This window comes from Rhizobium deserti (assembly GCF_004358025.1).
GTDB classification, from domain to species: Bacteria; Pseudomonadota; Alphaproteobacteria; order Rhizobiales; family Rhizobiaceae; genus Neorhizobium; species Neorhizobium deserti.
The window spans coordinates 173,612-188,972 of the sequence record NZ_SMTL01000004.1; the positions used below are offsets into that span (position 1 = coordinate 173,612).

General features: G+C 60.9%; 19 protein-coding genes. 11 read left to right on the forward strand and 8 right to left on the reverse strand.

Translation table 11 applies throughout. From position 1 onward, the window contains the following. The first annotated feature begins 38 nt into the window (after positions 1 to 38). Positions 39 to 1,358: an MFS transporter gene (locus E2F50_RS16480; protein WP_133317273.1), complete on the forward strand. Its 1,320-nt coding sequence runs from the start codon at positions 39 to 41 to the stop codon at positions 1,356 to 1,358. Positions 1,359 to 1,430: 72 nt separating this feature from the next. Here E2F50_RS16480 and rplS read toward each other — a convergent pair whose 3' ends face one another. Continuing rightward, positions 1,431 to 1,976, reverse strand: a complete 546-nt coding sequence (rplS, locus tag E2F50_RS16485) for a 50S ribosomal protein L19 (RefSeq protein WP_133317274.1) — start codon at positions 1,974 to 1,976, stop codon at positions 1,431 to 1,433. A 258-nt stretch (positions 1,977 to 2,234) separates the two neighbouring features. On the opposite strand from rplS, the gene E2F50_RS16490 reads away from it, so the two are divergent. After that, the gene (locus E2F50_RS16490) at positions 2,235 to 2,981 is read left to right on the forward strand and encodes a sulfite exporter TauE/SafE family protein (protein ID WP_133317275.1); all 747 of its coding nucleotides are present in this window, start codon (positions 2,235 to 2,237) and stop codon (positions 2,979 to 2,981) included. Here the strand turns inward: E2F50_RS16490 and trmD are convergent. The 5 genes from trmD to ffh all read right to left on the reverse strand — a co-directional run bounded on the left by trmD (position 2,963) and on the right by ffh (position 6,666). Then, on the reverse strand, positions 2,963 to 3,655 hold the full coding sequence (gene trmD / locus E2F50_RS16495) for a tRNA (guanosine(37)-N1)-methyltransferase TrmD (RefSeq protein WP_133317276.1): 693 nt from the start codon (positions 3,653 to 3,655) through the stop codon (positions 2,963 to 2,965). The two genes, E2F50_RS16490 and trmD, sit on opposite strands and share 19 nt — an antisense overlap. 2 nt (positions 3,656 to 3,657) lie before the next feature. Continuing rightward, the gene (rimM, locus tag E2F50_RS16500) at positions 3,658 to 4,227 is read right to left on the reverse strand and encodes a ribosome maturation factor RimM (RefSeq protein WP_133317277.1); all 570 of its coding nucleotides are present in this window, start codon (positions 4,225 to 4,227) and stop codon (positions 3,658 to 3,660) included. Positions 4,228 to 4,342: 115 nt separating this feature from the next. Next, positions 4,343 to 4,708: a 30S ribosomal protein S16 gene (rpsP, locus tag E2F50_RS16505; RefSeq protein WP_133317278.1), complete on the reverse strand. Its 366-nt coding sequence runs from the start codon at positions 4,706 to 4,708 to the stop codon at positions 4,343 to 4,345. A gap of 47 nt (positions 4,709 to 4,755) precedes the next feature. Further along, the gene (locus E2F50_RS16510; RefSeq protein ID WP_133317279.1) at positions 4,756 to 5,073 is read right to left on the reverse strand and encodes a chorismate mutase; all 318 of its coding nucleotides are present in this window, start codon (positions 5,071 to 5,073) and stop codon (positions 4,756 to 4,758) included. 12 nt (positions 5,074 to 5,085) lie between these two features. Continuing rightward, positions 5,086 to 6,666 carry a signal recognition particle protein gene (gene ffh / locus E2F50_RS16515; protein WP_133317280.1) on the reverse strand — a complete coding sequence of 527 codons (1,581 nt, stop codon included), beginning with the start codon at positions 6,664 to 6,666 and terminating at the stop codon, positions 5,086 to 5,088. A gap of 308 nt (positions 6,667 to 6,974) precedes the next feature. Between ffh and E2F50_RS16520 the strand changes: the two genes are divergently transcribed. The 9 genes from E2F50_RS16520 to E2F50_RS16560 all read left to right on the forward strand — a co-directional run bounded on the left by E2F50_RS16520 (position 6,975) and on the right by E2F50_RS16560 (position 14,592). After that, on the forward strand, positions 6,975 to 7,217 hold the full coding sequence (locus E2F50_RS16520; RefSeq protein WP_133317281.1) for a type II toxin-antitoxin system VapB family antitoxin: 243 nt from the start codon (positions 6,975 to 6,977) through the stop codon (positions 7,215 to 7,217). Continuing rightward, complete coding sequence (locus E2F50_RS16525) at positions 7,217 to 7,654, forward strand: type II toxin-antitoxin system VapC family toxin (RefSeq protein ID WP_133317282.1); 438 nt, start codon at positions 7,217 to 7,219, stop codon at positions 7,652 to 7,654. The genes E2F50_RS16520 and E2F50_RS16525 overlap by 1 nt, the downstream gene beginning before the upstream one ends. A gap of 39 nt (positions 7,655 to 7,693) precedes the next feature. Beyond that, positions 7,694 to 8,776 carry an MBL fold metallo-hydrolase gene (locus tag E2F50_RS16530; RefSeq protein WP_133317283.1) on the forward strand — a complete coding sequence of 361 codons (1,083 nt, stop codon included), beginning with the start codon at positions 7,694 to 7,696 and terminating at the stop codon, positions 8,774 to 8,776. Between the two features lie 48 nt (positions 8,777 to 8,824). After that, on the forward strand, positions 8,825 to 9,415 hold the full coding sequence (locus tag E2F50_RS16535) for a biliverdin-producing heme oxygenase (RefSeq protein WP_133317284.1): 591 nt from the start codon (positions 8,825 to 8,827) through the stop codon (positions 9,413 to 9,415). Positions 9,416 to 9,676: 261 nt separating this feature from the next. After that, on the forward strand, positions 9,677 to 10,579 hold the full coding sequence (gene dapF / locus E2F50_RS16540) for a diaminopimelate epimerase (protein ID WP_133317285.1): 903 nt from the start codon (positions 9,677 to 9,679) through the stop codon (positions 10,577 to 10,579). Further along, positions 10,576 to 11,865, forward strand: coding sequence for a tRNA (N(6)-L-threonylcarbamoyladenosine(37)-C(2))-methylthiotransferase MtaB (gene mtaB / locus E2F50_RS16545; protein WP_133317286.1), 1,290 nt, complete (start codon positions 10,576 to 10,578; stop codon positions 11,863 to 11,865). Before dapF ends, mtaB begins: the two co-directional genes overlap by 4 nt. Before the next feature lie 17 nt (positions 11,866 to 11,882). Then, positions 11,883 to 13,298, forward strand: coding sequence for a signal recognition particle-docking protein FtsY (gene ftsY, locus E2F50_RS16550; protein ID WP_133317287.1), 1,416 nt, complete (start codon positions 11,883 to 11,885; stop codon positions 13,296 to 13,298). A 59-nt stretch (positions 13,299 to 13,357) separates the two neighbouring features. Continuing rightward, positions 13,358 to 14,008 (forward strand): septation protein A, encoded by a 651-nt coding sequence (locus E2F50_RS16555; RefSeq protein WP_133317288.1) that lies wholly within the window; start codon positions 13,358 to 13,360, stop codon positions 14,006 to 14,008. Then, on the forward strand, positions 14,005 to 14,592 hold the full coding sequence (locus E2F50_RS16560) for a DUF2585 domain-containing protein (protein WP_133317289.1): 588 nt from the start codon (positions 14,005 to 14,007) through the stop codon (positions 14,590 to 14,592). Before E2F50_RS16555 ends, E2F50_RS16560 begins: the two co-directional genes overlap by 4 nt. On the opposite strand, the gene E2F50_RS16565 is transcribed toward E2F50_RS16560, so the two are convergent. Both E2F50_RS16565 and ccmD read right to left on the reverse strand, forming a co-directional pair. Then, entirely contained in the window at positions 14,589 to 15,191 is a 603-nt protein-coding gene (locus E2F50_RS16565; RefSeq protein ID WP_133317290.1) for a DsbE family thiol:disulfide interchange protein, read from the reverse strand. The two genes, E2F50_RS16560 and E2F50_RS16565, sit on opposite strands and share 4 nt — an antisense overlap. Continuing rightward, the gene (ccmD, locus tag E2F50_RS16570; RefSeq protein ID WP_133317291.1) at positions 15,188 to 15,358 is read right to left on the reverse strand and encodes a heme exporter protein CcmD; all 171 of its coding nucleotides are present in this window, start codon (positions 15,356 to 15,358) and stop codon (positions 15,188 to 15,190) included. The genes E2F50_RS16565 and ccmD overlap by 4 nt, the downstream gene beginning before the upstream one ends. Positions 15,359 to 15,361: the final 3 nt, after the last annotated feature.

Genomic DNA, 15,361 nt, shown 5'->3' on the forward strand with positions numbered 1-15,361 from the left:
TTGGAGTAGCGATTTGGCCGCTGGCCGGGAGGACTGTAGTGATTTCCGAAAAAGCTCTGATTTCAAAAATTACTTGGCGCCTGATGCCCTTTCTCGGCATCCTCTACCTGATCGCCTATATCGATCGCCAGAATGTGAGCTATGCCAAGCTGCAGATGGTTGGCGCCCTCAACATGAGCGAATACGCCTACGGCCTGGGCGCCTCGCTGTTTTTTATCGGCTATTTCCTGTTCGAAGTGCCGAGCAATCTCTTCCTTGAGCGTTTCGGCGCGAGCCGCTGGTTTGCCCGAATCATGATCACCTGGGGGATCGTTACAGTCGCCCTCGCCTTCACACAGAACGCTACGATGTTCTACATCCTACGCTTTCTGCTGGGTGTCGCCGAGGCTGGCTTCTTTCCGGGCGTCCTTTATCTGCTGACGCTCTGGTTCCCCAAGGATTACCGCGGTCGCATGGTCGGCCTGTTCATGATCTTCAGCGCGCTTGCCAATGCCATCGGCGCGCCGATCGGCGGCATGCTTCTCGATCTTGACGGGATGATGGGACTGGCCGGATGGGAGTGGGTCTTCCTGGCAACGGGCGTTCCGGCGGTGATTGCCGGCATCGTCACGCTCTTCTACCTTGATGACACGCCTGAAAAGGCGAAATTCCTGAACCCGGAAGAAAAGCGCTGGCTCGCAGACAGGCTGGCACGTGAGAATGCCGGCATGGACCAGCATTCCGACAACGGCTTCAAGGCGCTGATCAATCCTACCGTCTTGCTGATGGCCCTATGTTACGTGGGCTTTCCGCTTGCCGCCTACGGACTGAGCTATTGGCTGCCTACCATCGTCAAGGGCTTCGGCGTGTCCAATACGGTGAACGGCTTCATCAACATCATTCCTTGGATCGTAGTCGCAATTGCCCTTTGGGTCGTGCCGTCGGCTGCTGACAAGAGGGAACGAAAGACGCCATACATCGTCGGTCCGGCCTTTGTCGGTGCAATCTGCCTGGCGCTTTCCGTGCTCGTGACGTCGCCCACACTGCAATTTGCCTTCCTGTGCATCGCTGCGGGTGGCATATTTGCCGGCCAACCGGTTTTCTGGAGCCTGCCCTCCCGCTTCCTGAAGGGCGCGGGCGCGGCAGCAGGCCTCGCCGCCATCAACTCTGTTGGCAACCTCGGGGGGTTCGTTGCGCAGAATGTGGTGCCGTGGATCCACGACCAGACCAACAGCAATACCTATCCCATGCTCTTCCTGGCGGCCTGCCTAGCGATTGCCGGCGTGCTGGTGATCCTGGTCGGGCAGATCCTGGCGAAAAAGGTGCAGACTATCCCGCCAACGCGCCAGAGCCCGGCGCCAGGGTCGCGCATGTCCTGAGGCGGGGGCCTCATCGTCCAACAAAAAAGGCGGCCCCGAGGCCGCCTTTTTTATAACTATATGTTGCCGATCTTATTCGGCGGAAGCTTCTGCAGCCTTGGCGGCTTCGGCAGCTTCTGCTGCAGCCTTTGCTTCTGCGGCTTCCGCTGCTGCCTTTTCGGCGGCCAGAGCCTGAGCTGCGGCTACCTTTTCAGCTTCGATGCGTGCCTTTTCCTCGGCAACGGCCTGACGCTCGGCGTCGTTCAGCTTGCGGGCGCGGGTGCCGGTGTTCTCGACGATACGAGCCGACTTGCCGCGACGATCGCGCAGATAGTAAAGCTTGGCGCGGCGGACCTTACCGCGGCGAACGATTTCGACGCCTTCAACCATCGGCGAATAAACCGGGAATACGCGCTCAACGCCTTCACCGTAGGAAATCTTGCGAACGGTGAAGCTTTCGTTGATGCCGCCGCCCGAGCGAGCGATGCAGACGCCTTCATAGGCCTGTACGCGGGTACGTGCGCCTTCCTTGACGCGAACGTTGACGCGAATGGTGTCGCCGGCTTCAAATTCGGGGAGCTTGCGCTGGGCTTCGATCTTGGCGGCCTGTTCGGCTTCCAGTTCCTGGATAATGTTCATCGGTCAAACCTCTATTTTTCTGAAACAGCCAGAGCGCTCGATGATATCCTTCGGATCAAGCCTTGGGATTTGCCGTGAGGCAGAGCGGGTGCGCCATTCTTTGCTTGCTGGTTGACGGGACTTTTGTCCCATTCCGCGTGCGCCAATACACGAAAGGCCGGCGCTTGTCATCCCGTCCCGCGTTATTTTGTGGAGGAGCGGGGGCTGTTGCTGCTCCCTGGCGAAGCGGCTATGTGACGCTTGGGGAGAGCAAAGCCAATGACAATAACCACGATCTTGCTTCTGGCTGCCGCCGGGTTTCTTTCAGGCGCCGTCAATGCCATTGCCGGCGGAGGAACCTTCCTCACCTTCGGCGCCATGACGCTGGCAGGCATTCCTCCGATCCTTGCCAATGCCACATCCTCGATCGTCCAGTTCCCCGGCTATATCACCTCGACTCTCGCCTATCGCGACGAGATTTCCAGCCGCTGGCGCAGCGCCATCCTGCTTGGCGCCGTTTCCGTGCTTGGCGCGCTGATTGGGTCGCTGGCGCTATTGTCACTCGACAACCCGTCCTTCCGTGCACTTGTGCCCTGGCTGCTTGCGGCAGCCACAGCCGTATTTGCGGCCGGTCCATGGCTCAAGCCGAAGGTTTCCGCGGAACGGCCTGCCAATTCCGTCGCCTCGGTGATTGGCCAGTTCCTCACCGCCATCTATGGCGGGTTCTTCGGCGCCGGCATGGGCATTATGATGCTTGCCGTTCTGGGACTGACGACCGGCGGCAGCTACCATCACCTCAATGCACTCAAGAACATGCTGGCGATGATCATCGCGTCGGTTGCCATTATCGTTTTCGTCGGTGGAGGGGTGATCGCTTGGCCGGAGGCCTTGGTGATGATACCGACCGGTGCGCTTGGCGGCTATTCAGGTGTCTGGCTGGCACGCCGCGTGCCCCAGGCGGTGCTGCGCTGGTGCGTGGTGGCGGTCGGCGCCGGCCTCACCATCTATTATTTCGTGACCGCCTGATCATCAAGAAGATCCGGCCGGCGCTCCGCGGTCAGCTGGAGCGATTGCTGCAGGCGCCATTTTTCGATTTCGGCATGATTGCCCGAGGTAAGGACCGATGGAATTTCGCGACCCTCGAAGACCTGGGGGCGCGTATATTGCGGATGTTCGAGCAGGCCGTGCTCGAAGCTCTCGTTGAGGCCCGATGCGACATTGCCCATGACGCCCGGCAGGACGCGGACCACGGCATCGAGCAGCGTCAGGGCGGCAGGCTCTCCACCTGACAGGATATAATCGCCGACCGAGACTTCTTCGAGATTGCGCGCATCGATCACCCGCTGGTCGACGCCCTCGAAGCGTCCACAAACGATGACCACGCCATCTCCGGTCGCCAGTTCCCGCACGCGCGATTGCGTCAGCGGGCGCCCGCGCGGGCTCATCAGCAGCCGCGGCCGGCTGTCTTGTCCAAGCGAATCGATCGCCCGTGCCAGAATATCCGGTTTCAGCACCATGCCGGCGCCGCCGCCGGCCGGCGTGTCGTCGACGCTGCGATGCTTGTCTTCGGCCATGTCGCGAATCTGCACCGTTTGCAGCGACCATTGCCCACGCTCCAACGCCTTTCCGGCGAGCGAAAAACCAAGATGCCCGGGAAACATTTCCGGATAAAGCGTCAGCACCGAAGCGCGGAAGATCATGTTTACTTGCCCTTGCCCTTCGGCAGATCGGGTTTTGGCCCACCATCGTCGGGATCCTCGACAAGACCGGCCGCCATCGGGTCGATCAGGACGGTGCCGCCTTCGAGGTCGATCTCGAGAACCGCGGCTTCCGAGAAGGGAATAAGCGCCGGACGGCGTCCCGGTCCTTTGATCTCGAGCAGATCGCCGGCACCGAAGTCATGCACGGCACTGACAGTGCCATAGCTTTTGCCGTCCCGATCGACCACTTCCAGGCCTTCTAGGTCCGCGTAATAAAATTCGTCGTCGTCCAGTTCCTCGTCCGGCAGATTGTCGCGCTCGATGAAGAGTTCGAGCCCGGCCAGAGCCTCGGCCGCATTGCGGTCATTGATTCCGCGAAAACGGACGACCACGACATTCTTGGCTTCGCGAATCTCCAGGATCTCGAAGACCTGCCCATCCTCGGTATGCAGCTTTCCGTAATCCCCGAGCGCCGTCGGATCGGAGGTATAGGACCTGACCCGCACTTCGCCCCTTAAACCTTGAGCAGCGCCGACGGTCGCCATCAGAATGGGGTTTTGGAGCTTGGTCATGCCTGTCTTGTCTCGGTTGCCATGGGTCATTTAAGCCTTGCCCGTCCAAAAGCAACCAGCAAAACGGGCAGTGCGTCGCCACACTGCCCGTTGCTTTTCGAAAAACCTAACCTGCTTACGCTTCGGCAGCCGCGGCCTCTGCGTCGGCGGCCTTCTGAGCGCGCTCAGCGGCACGTTCCTGGGCCTTCTTGCCTGGCTTTGCCTTGTCCGGGTTGTTCTTGGCGGCGCGCTGAGCGATGCCGGCTTCGGCAAGGAAGCGCAGGACGCGGTCGGTCGGCTGGGCGCCGTTGTCGAGCCAATGCTGGATGCGCTCGGCGTTCAGTTCGACGCGCTTTTCATTGTCCTTGGCGAGCATCGGGTTCCAGGAACCGAGCTTTTCCAGGAAGCGGCCGTCACGCGGGCTGCGGGCATCAGCAACGACGATCGTGTAGTAGGGGCGCTTCTTGGAGCCGCCGCGGGCAAGACGAATCTTCAGTGACATTGTGTTACTCCTTGGTTTCTTCGGGGCTGCCGTCCGACAGGCCCTGTTTATGCAGTTTGCTTGTTGCCGCCATGTTCGGCAGCGATGGCTTCATGATGCCGGATGACTTCCGTGATGACGAAGTTCAGGAACTTCTCGGCGAAATCCGGGTCCAGATGCGCTTCCTTCGCCAGACGGCGAAGACGCTCGATCTGAAATTCCTCGCGCGCCGGGTCAGCCGGCGGCAAATCGAACTGGGCTTTGAGGAGGCCCACTTCCTTTGTGCAGCGAAAGCGCTCGGCAAGCATATGCACAAGCGCCGCGTCGATATTGTCGATGGACTGGCGGTAGCTCAGGAGCTTGGCCTTGACTTCGGGATCAATCATCGACGCTCTCCCTCACTTCTTCTTCGGCATTCCGGGAAGACCCGGAAAGCCACCGCCAAGGCCGGGCAAGCCGCCGCCCAGTCCAGAAAGCCCCTTCGGCAAACCGCCGAGACCGGGCATGGAGCCTGGCTTGAGGCCGGCAGCCTCGGCCTGCTTCTGCAGCGCTTCGAGCTGCTTCGGGTCGAGCTTGGACAGGTCCGGCATGCCGGCCATGCCGCCAAGGCCGCCCATACCACCAAGACCCATCTTGCCGGCAAGACCGCCCATCATCTGCTTCATCATGCCGCCCTTGCCCTTGCCGCCCATCATTTTCATCATGTCGGCCATCTGGCGGTGCATTTTCAAAAGCTTGTTGATTTCGGAGGCATCGGTGCCGGAGCCGGCCGCGATGCGCTTCTTGCGCGAATGCTTGAGCATGTCGGGGTTGGAACGCTCGGCCTTGGTCATCGAGCCGATAATGGCGATCTGGCGGTCGAACATCTTGTCGTTCATGCCGGAGGCAGCAAGCTTGTCTTTCATGCCGGCCATGCCTGGCATCATGCCCATAATGCCGCCCATGCCGCCGAGCGACTTCATCTGGCGCAGCTGGTCGGCAAGGTCGTTCAGGTCGAATTTGCCCGACTGCATCTTCTTGGCCATCGCCGCGGCTTTTTCCGCATCGATGTTTTCGGCAGCCTTCTCGACCAATGAGACGATGTCGCCCATGCCGAGAATACGGTCGGCAATACGGCGAGGGTGGAATTCCTCCACCTCCGTCATCTTTTCGCCGACACCGATCAGCTTGATCGGTTTGCCCGTCACGGCGCGCATGGAAAGGGCCGCGCCGCCGCGGCCATCGCCGTCCATGCGGGTCAGAACGAGGCCGGTAATGCCGACGCGTTCGTCGAAATTGCGGGCGAGGTTGACGGCGTCCTGACCAGTCAGGCTGTCGGCAACCAGAAGGATTTCATGCGGGCTCGACTTGCGCTTGATCTCGGCCATTTCGGCCATCAGCGGCTCGTCGATATGGGTGCGGCCGGCGGTATCCAGGATAACGACGTCATGGCCGCCGAGCTTGGCGGCCTGCACGGCGCGCGCGGCGATGTCGGTTGGCGACTGGCCGGCGATCACCGGCAGCGTGTCGACGCCGGTCTGCACGCCCAACTGGCGCAACTGTTCCTGAGCTGCCGGGCGACGCGTATCGAGCGACGCCATCAGCACCTTCTTCTTGTCGCGGTCGGTCAGCCGCTTGGCAATCTTGCCGGTGGTCGTCGTCTTGCCCGACCCCTGCAGGCCGACCATCATGATGACCACCGGAGCCGCAGCGCGCAGGTCGATGCCGACGCCTTCGGAGCCGAGCATCTCGACCAGTTCGTCATGGACGATCTTGACGACCATCTGGCCCGGCTTGATCGCCTTCAGGACTTCGGCGCCAACCGCCTTTTCACGCACCTTGTCGGTAAAGGAGCGAACCACTTCCAGTGCCACGTCCGCTTCCAAAAGCGCACGGCGAACCTCGCGCAGAGCAGCGGAAACATCCGCATCGCTCAATGCGCCACGGCCGGTCAGTCCATTCAGAATGGAGCCAAGGCGGTCCTGGAGGTTTTCGAACATGGTGTCTTCCTTCTTCGCTTCCGGAGGTCACCGGAAACGTCGGGTTCTTCCGCGGCAAAAACAAGACGCTCGAAGCGCGCAAAGCCAAAAAGCACCCGAGGGCGCCACGCGCTGTCGGATGTTGACCTCCGGGCTCAGTGTGTCGGCCCCGGTCGGCGGCTCCAAGTTCTTAGGCTTGTCAGCAGATTTGGCGGCTTAAACAGGAAATGCGGCGACAAGTCAAGATGCGCCGGGAATTCGCGGCATTGCGCGATAGAATATTCAATGACAATATGAGGATATTCCATCGCTCCTGTCGGGAGAATGCCGTGTCTCTTTATATCCGTGATCCCAAGGTTAACCAACTTGCCGATGAAGTCATGCGCCAGCTCGGCGCCAAGACCAAAACGGAAGCTGTCCGATATGCGCTTGAAAGCGTTCTGAAGCAGAAGGTCGAAAGGCCATTGCTGAAAGACCGCGTCAAGGCGCTGCAGGAGCGGTATGCAGCGCTTGGACCTAAAGATCCCAGTTTTGATGAGAAGGCGTTCATGGACGAGATGTGGGAAATCTGATGTTCATCGATGCGTCGGCAATCGTTGCGATTGTCAGTCAGGAAGATGACGCCGCTTCACTGCTCGAAAAGATCAATGCGGCTCGTTCCCCCATCTACTATTCGTCCATGGTTGTCTTCGAATCTGTGATCGCATTGGCCCGCAAAAAGAAAATGGCTCTCTATGGCGAAAACGTTTCCACGCCTGCCCCCATTATTGAAGAAACCCGGCAACTCGTTCTGGATTTCCTTGAGGAGATCAACGCCACTGAAATCGACCTCCCCGTCGGCCTCCACGACCTCGCACTCGAGGCCGCCAGGACCTACGGCCGTTTCGTCGGCCATCCGGCAAAACTCAATTTCGGCGACTGCTTCACCTATGCGGCCGCCAAAACGCTCAAATCGCCACTTCTCTTCGTCGGTGATGATTTCGCCCGGACGGATATCGACGCCGCCTGAGCGGCTTTCCTTGAAGACACCCCGGATCGGACCGATCTCATGAACCGTCGCAGTTTTTTCAAATGGACCGGTCTCGGCGCTGTTGCAGCCCTTGCCGGCGGGTTCACGGCAAGGAGCGCCATGGCGGGCAATAAATATTATTCCGGTCCCGTTTCGGATCATTTCGACGGCAAGCTGTTCTTCAATCCGGGCGGCGAGGAGCCGGGCGGCTTCTTCAACCTGTTGCGGTGGAAGCTGAATGGCAAGAACATCGCTTGGCCGGACAGCTTTCCCAGTCCATTTCCGCAGGCCGTGCCGGAAACCCGCGTCAGCGGTGATCGGCTCGTCGTCACCATGGTCGGTCATGCCTGCATGCTGATGCAGGTCGCGGGGCTCAACATCCTTACCGATCCGGTGTGGAGCGAAAGGACCAGTCCCGTCTCGTTTGCCGGCCCCAAGCGTGTCAATCCTCCAGGCATCCGGGTAGGCGACCTGCCGCCGATCGATATAGTGCTGGTCACCCACAATCATTATGACCATCTCGATCTCGAAACGCTTTCGGTGCTGCAGGGACGCGACAAGCCGCGTTTCGTGACCCCGCTCGGCAATGACGGCATCATCCGCTCTCGAGTACCGGATGCCAGGATCACGGTCATGGACTGGGGCGCCCGCGAGGAGATGGCACTGGGCGTCAGCTTCCACTGCGAGCCTTGCCACCACTGGTCGGCGCGCGGTCTGGGCGATCGGCGCATGGCGCTCTGGGCTGCCTTCGTGTTCGAAACGCCGGCCGGCAAGATTTATCACATCGGCGACACCGGCTTTCACGGCGGCATCAATTACCGCGCCGCCAGGCAGAAGCATGGCGGCTTCCGACTGGCCAACCTGCCCTTCGGCGCCTATGAGCCCCGCTGGTTCATGAAGGCACAGCATCAAAATCCGGATGAGGCGGTGGAAGGCATGCTGCTTTCCAACGCCGCCTTTGTTGCCGGCCACCACTGGGGGACGTTCAAGCTGACCGATGAAGGCGTTGAACAGCCGGTCGAGGCCTTGCACGCGTCTCTCGATTCCCGCGGCATCGGCCGCGAGCGCTTCCAGCCCATGCGCCCGGGCCAGGTTTTCGACGTACCTGCCGTGGCGATGTAGACCATCGCGGTGGTTGCGTAGCCGGAATAGTTAGAGCAAAAGACGCCTATGCAGACCGAACGGGAACGACCCGCCGCTCAAACCCGCATCCAGCGCCTCAAGGCAATGACGGATGTCACCCATGAGCGTCTCGACACGCGGATCATGGCGGCAAAGCCCTTTGCTAGTCGCGAACGCTATGCTCTTTTTCTGGACGTGCAGCACCATTTTCACGCCGATGTCGACCCGATCTATCACGACGTCCAGATGAACCGGATGCTGCCCAATCTTGCCGGGCGTGCCCGCCTTGTGGCGCTCAAGCAGGATATTGCCGATATCCGGGGTGCCGTGCCGGCTGTCGCGCGAGTGGATGGGCAGGTTCATTCTCTTCCCACGTCGCTCGGATGGCTTTACGTGGCCGAAGGCTCCAATCTTGGCGCAGCCTTTCTTCTGAAGGAGGCGGCCAAGCTCGAGCTTTCGGAAGATTTCGGCGCCCGTCATCTTGCCGGCCATCCCGATGGTCGTGGTCTGCATTGGCGCAATTTTGTTTCGGCCTTCAACGAGCTTCCGCTTTCGCCGGCGGATGAAGCGCTGATGGCGGAAGGCGCACGGGCAGCGTTCCGGCGGGTCCATTCGCTGGTAGACGAAATTTTCCGGTAGGGGACGCAAACAGAAGCCAGATCCCGCTTTTTCAAGCACTTAACTTTTTGGGGCCCTCTTTTCCGTACTTTTCTGTCGTGCCTATAATTGTCCCGCTTCCGTCGTCGGGGTGTTCGCGAGGCATTCTCGGGCAGGCGGAAGCCGGCGCCCACCGTAGCGGTTTGCCGCTGCGGCGCTTGTGCATGCGCCACTGGTAATTGCGAGCCTTTTCGGCCATATACACGGCATTAGGCGGGCGTGCGGCCCTCATGGATTGGCGTCATGGCAGAACTGGTCGAATTCGCGAAGATGAATGGGCTTGGCAACAAGATCCTCGTCATCGACATGCGCGACCGCTCGGACAAGGTGACCCCGCAGGCCGCGGTGACGCTGAATGCCGATGCCGCCACCCAGTTCGATCAGATCATGGCCATCCACAATCCGAAGGCGCCTGGAACGGACGCCTGGATCGATATCCTCAATTCCGATGGTTCGAAGGCGCAGGCATGCGGCAACGGCACCCGCTGCGTCGTGCAGGCGCTCGCGGCAGAGACCGGCCGCAGGACCTTCACCTTCCAGACCGTTGCCGGTATCCTGAACGCGCAGGAACACGAAGACGGAACCATCTCGGTGGATATGGGCAAGCCGGTCTTCGACTGGAACCGGATACCGCTTTCGGAGGAGTTTTTCGACACCAGCCGGATCGAGCTTCAGATCGGCCCGATCGATGCGCCAATCCTGCACTCGCCCTCGGTCATGTCCATGGGCAATCCCCATGCGGTCTTCTGGGTGGATCGGGATCCCATGGATTTCGACCTCGAACGCTTCGGGCCGCTGCTGGAAAACCATCCGGTGTTTCCGGAGAAGGCGAATATCACGCTTGCCCAGGTCGTCTCGGCAAGCTCCCTGCGCACCCGCACATGGGAACGCGGCGCCGGCCTGACACTTGCCTGCGGGTCGGCCGCCTGCGCGGCTGCCGTTTCAGGGGCACGCACCGGCCGCACCGGCCGCAAGGTCGATATCGACGTCGCATCGAGCCCCGCCCGCCAGCCGCTGACGATCGAATGGCGCAGCGACGATCATGTGGTGATGACCGGCCCGGCCGAATGGGAATGGTCTGGCAAGGTCGATCCGTCGACCGGCGCGTTTACGCGTGACGAAGAGCCGGAGGCTCTGGCACGGTGAGCGGCGTCGAGGTCATCACCTTCGGCTGTCGGCTCAATACCTATGAATCGGAGGTCATGCGGGCCAAGGCGGAAAAGGCCGGCCTGAACAATGCGGTGCTGGTCAATACCTGTGCCGTCACTGGAGAAGCCGTTCGCCAGGCCCGCCAGGCAATCCGCCGGGCACGTCGCGACAATCCGCATGCACGGATTATCGTTACCGGATGTGCCGCGCAGACTGAAAAGCAGATGTTTGCCGATATGCCGGAAGTCGATGCGGTGCTGGGCAACGAGGAGAAGCTGCAAAGCGCCTCCTATCGCGGCCTGCCGGATTTCGGCGTTTCGGCTGAAGAGAAACTGCGCGTCAACGACATCATGAGCATCCGCGCCACGGCGCCGCAGATGGTCAGGCATATCGACGGGCACGTGCGTGCCTTCATCCAGGTGCAGAATGGCTGCGATCACCGCTGCACCTTCTGCATCATCCCCTATGGTCGCGGCAATTCCCGTTCGGTGCCCATGGGTAGCGTCGTCGACCAAGCCCGCAAGTTGGTGGAAAGCGGTTATCGCGAAGTGGTCCTGACCGGCGTCGATGCAACGAGCTATGGCGGCGATCTGCCCGGCCGGCCGACGCTCGGCTATCTCGCAAAGACACTTCTGAAACAGGTGCCGGACATCCTGCGTCTGCGCCTGTCTTCGATCGACAGCATCGAGGCAGATGCCCATCTTTGGGACCTGGTCGCCGACGAGCCGCGTTTCATGCCGCATCTGCATCTGTCGCTGCAGCATGGCGACGACATGATCCTCAAGCGGATGAAACGCCGCCACTCACGCGCCGATGCCCTGGCGTTCACGCAACAGGCGCGCCGCCTGCGTCCGGAAATTGCCTTTGGCGCTGACATGATCGCCGGCTTCCCGACGGAAACGCAAGACATGGCGGAGAATGCCGCAACGCTTGCGGAAGAGGCCGGCATTTCCTTTCTGCACGTCTTCCCCTATAGCCCGCGTCCCGGCACGCCGGCAGCACGCATGCCGCAGCTCGATCGGGCGCTGGTCAAGGAGCGCGCCGCCCGGCTTCGCGCAAGGGGCGACGCGCTGCAGACCGCTCATCTCGATCGTATGGTCGGCAGCGAGCAGTCGATCATCGTCGAGAACAATGGCATGGCACATACGGAAAACTTTTCACTGGTCGCGGCACCCGGCCTTATTCCCGGCGACCTCCAGCGCGTTATGATTACCGGACATAACGGCAGGCACCTTCTCATGCAGGTGGCGCCCGCCTCCGCCGCGTCGTCACAGGCGGCTTAACCGGAACGGATTTGTTAATGGCACTGAGTTTCATCAAGCGAGTCTTTACCTTCGGCGATGCCCCGGTCGAGGAGCAGGTCCCGGCGGCGGTCAAACCGGAAGCGCTGGCAAGCCCGGAAACGCGTGAGCCGGCGACTGTGCAGCCGGGACTTGAGGCCGAACTCGAGCCGAAGACGCGCGACGAACACCTTCCGGTCTCGCCGGTGGATCCGGTTGCGGCCTTTGAGATGGAAACGGCCGGCGGACCCGCTGGCGACCTTGCTGCCGATATGGCCGCAGACGGTTTTCCGCCGATCGAAGCCGAAACCGCCGAAGACGATGTTCCGGCCATTCTGCCCGGCATCGAAGCCACGGCGGAATTCGGCATGGTACCACTGGCGCTGCTCGAAGCCGAAAGCGAAGCAGGGGTCGACGAGGCGCCGATTGCCGAACTGCCGAGCGAACCGGTCCTGCCGAAAGGCTTCTCGACATCCAAGCCTGTTCCGGTGCCCGAACTGGCCGTCCCTGAGCCTAAGCTGACCTGGTTCCAGCGGCTGCGCACCGGCCTCCTGCGCACCTCCTCGCAGCTCACTGGCCAGATCACGGCTCTCTTCACCAAGCGCAAGCTCGACGAGGGAACGCTGGAGGAGCTTGAGGATCTTCTGATCCAGGCCGATCTCGGGGTAGAGACGGCCATGCGCATTACCGGCGCCTTGTCTTCCGAGCGTTACGGCAAGGACGTGACCGGCGAGGATGTCTCGCGCATCATGGCCGACGAGATCACCAAGGTTCTCGGACCTGTCGCCAAGCCGCTGCAGCTCGACCTCAATCACAAGCCGCATGTCATTCTCGTGGTTGGCGTCAACGGCACCGGCAAGACGACGACGATCGGCAAGCTGGCGGCGAAGCTGTCCGGCTCGGGCCTCAAGGTAATGCTGGCAGCGGGCGACACATTCCGTGCGGCCGCCATCGAGCAGTTGAAGATCTGGGCGGACCGCACCGGATCGGAATTCATCGGCACCAAGCTCGGCGCTGATGCGGCGGGCCTGGCCTATGATGCCTATGAGCAGGCGCGCGCAAACAAATCCGACGTGCTGATCATCGATACGGCTGGCCGGCTGCAGAACCGTACCGAGCTGATGGCGGAACTCGAAAAGATCGTCCGCGTGCTCGGCAAGCTCGATCCCGATGCGCCCCATACGGTGCTTCAGACGCTGGATGCGACCACCGGCCAGAACGCCATGAATCAGGTTGAGATTTTCCGCAATGTCGCTGGCGTCAGCGGCCTGATCATGACCAAGCTCGACGGAACGGCACGCGGCGGCATTCTCGTTGCCATTGCCGCCAAGCATAAGCTGCCGGTCTATTTCATCGGCGTCGGCGAGGCCGTTGACGACCTTGAGCCCTTCGAAGCGCATGATTTCGCACGCGCCATTGCGGGTTTGACGCAATGATGACACAGAAAGCTCGTTTGGCTTCGCCATCCCGTTACACGCCTTAAAAGTTGGAGCTCATGCAGACGATCGAAAGCGACATCACGCCCACCAAGGAAGAAAAGCAGCATCCGATGCTGAAGCTCGCCCTGGAAATCGGCCCGCTTCTGGTCTTCTTCTTCGCCAACCTGCGTGGCCAATGGCTCATCCAGACTTTTCCCGCCCTCTCAGTGCTGGGCGACGAACTCTTCGTCGGGAGCGCGTTCTTCATGACGGCGACCGTCATTTCGCTGGTTGTCTCGAAGATCGTTTTCGGGCGTATTCCGCTGATGCCGCTTGTTTCGGGCGTCGTGGTGCTGATCTTCGGTGCGCTTGGCATCTATCTCAAGGAAAAGGTCTTCTTTTTCATGAAGCCGACCATCGTCAACACGCTTTTCGGCGTGGCGCTTCTGGTCGGGCTGCTGTTCGGGCGGTCGCTGCTCGGCTACGTCTTCAACGCCGCCTTTCAATTGGACGAGGCGGGCTGGAAGAAGCTCACCCTCCGCTGGGGAATTTTCTTCCTGTTTCTTGCCGTTCTGAACGAAGTAGTGTGGCGGAATTTCTCTGAACCGACCTGGGTCGCCTTTAAGGTCTGGGGCACGATGCCGATCACCATCCTGTTCACGCTTTCCCAGATGCCGCTGATCATGCGCCACACAATCCCGGAGCAGACGGCCGAGGCCGACAAGTGAGTTCAACAAACCTGTCTCACTCCGGGCTCTCCAGCCGCCGCTGGCTTTTGGCCGCTCTCGTTCTATTCCTGCTGCAGATTGCCGCCCTTTACGCCATGGGCCGCATTCCGATCTGCGAATGCGGCTATGTGAAGCTATGGGAGGGCGGGGTTAACACGAGCGGCAATTCCCAGCATCTGTCCGACTGGTATACGCCGTCGCATATCATCCACGGCTTTCTGTTCTATGGGCTGGGATGGCTGATCCTGAGGCGCGCACCCCTGACGGCCCGGCTGTCGCTTGCCGTGCTGATCGAGGCGGCCTGGGAACTGCTTGAAAACTCACCTTTGATCATCGACCGCTACCGCAATGCCACGATGGCACTCGGCTATTCCGGCGACAGCATCATCAATTCCGCCATGGACACGGTGTTCATGACTGCGGGCTTCTTCGCCGCCTCGCGGCTGCCGGTCTGGCTGACAATGCTGATCGCCGTTTTCTTCGAGCTGCTGACCGGCTACCTGATCCGCGACAACCTCACGCTCAACGTACTGATGCTGGTCTGGCCGGTTGAGGCGGTGAAGACGTGGCAGGGCGGCGCCTAGCTCCGCGCAGCCGCCTTGCTGATCGCAGGCATCAGATCCTGCGTCACGCTCCGCTCATCGAAGGGGCCGACCTTCTTGTAAAGGATCGTGCCGTCCGGGCCGACGAGATAGCTTTCCGGAATGCCGTAGACGCCCCAGTCGATCGCTGCCTTGCCGCTCGTGTCTGTGCCGATCGCATTGTAAGGATTGCCAAGCTCGCCGAGGAAACGCAGCGCATTGTCGGTCTTGTCCTTGTAGTTGATGCCGACGATCGTCACCCGGCCATCTTTGGCCAGTTCCTTCAGGATCGGATGTTCCTGCCGACAGGGGATGCACCAGGATGCGAAGACGTTGACGAGCGTCAGCTTTCCTTGGACCGCAGCATCGTTCAGCGCCGCCGTGTTCGAGCCTTCGAGCGGCGGTAGCGCCAATGATGGCGCCTTTCTGCCGATGAGCGCCGAGGGAATGGCCGAGACGTCGTGGCCATTGATGTCCTGGTCATAGAGCATCTTGCCGGCGACCACGGCAAAGCCGGCAAAGACCAGCAGGGGAATAAGGGCTAGCGCGTAACGTGCGATATTCCGGCGCGGCGGCGAGGGTCGTTCGGTTTCTGCGCTCATTGCGATACTTCTGTCGGCTTGGCCGATCTGCGCCGGATGCCGGAAGCCTCGAGTCCGGCAAGTTCCCGTCGGCGGGCACGGCCATCGAGCCATGTCCAGGCGATAAGACAGAGGACAGTCACCGCGGTGATGCCGTAGGACATGGCAATGTAGAAGGTATGGTTCATGCT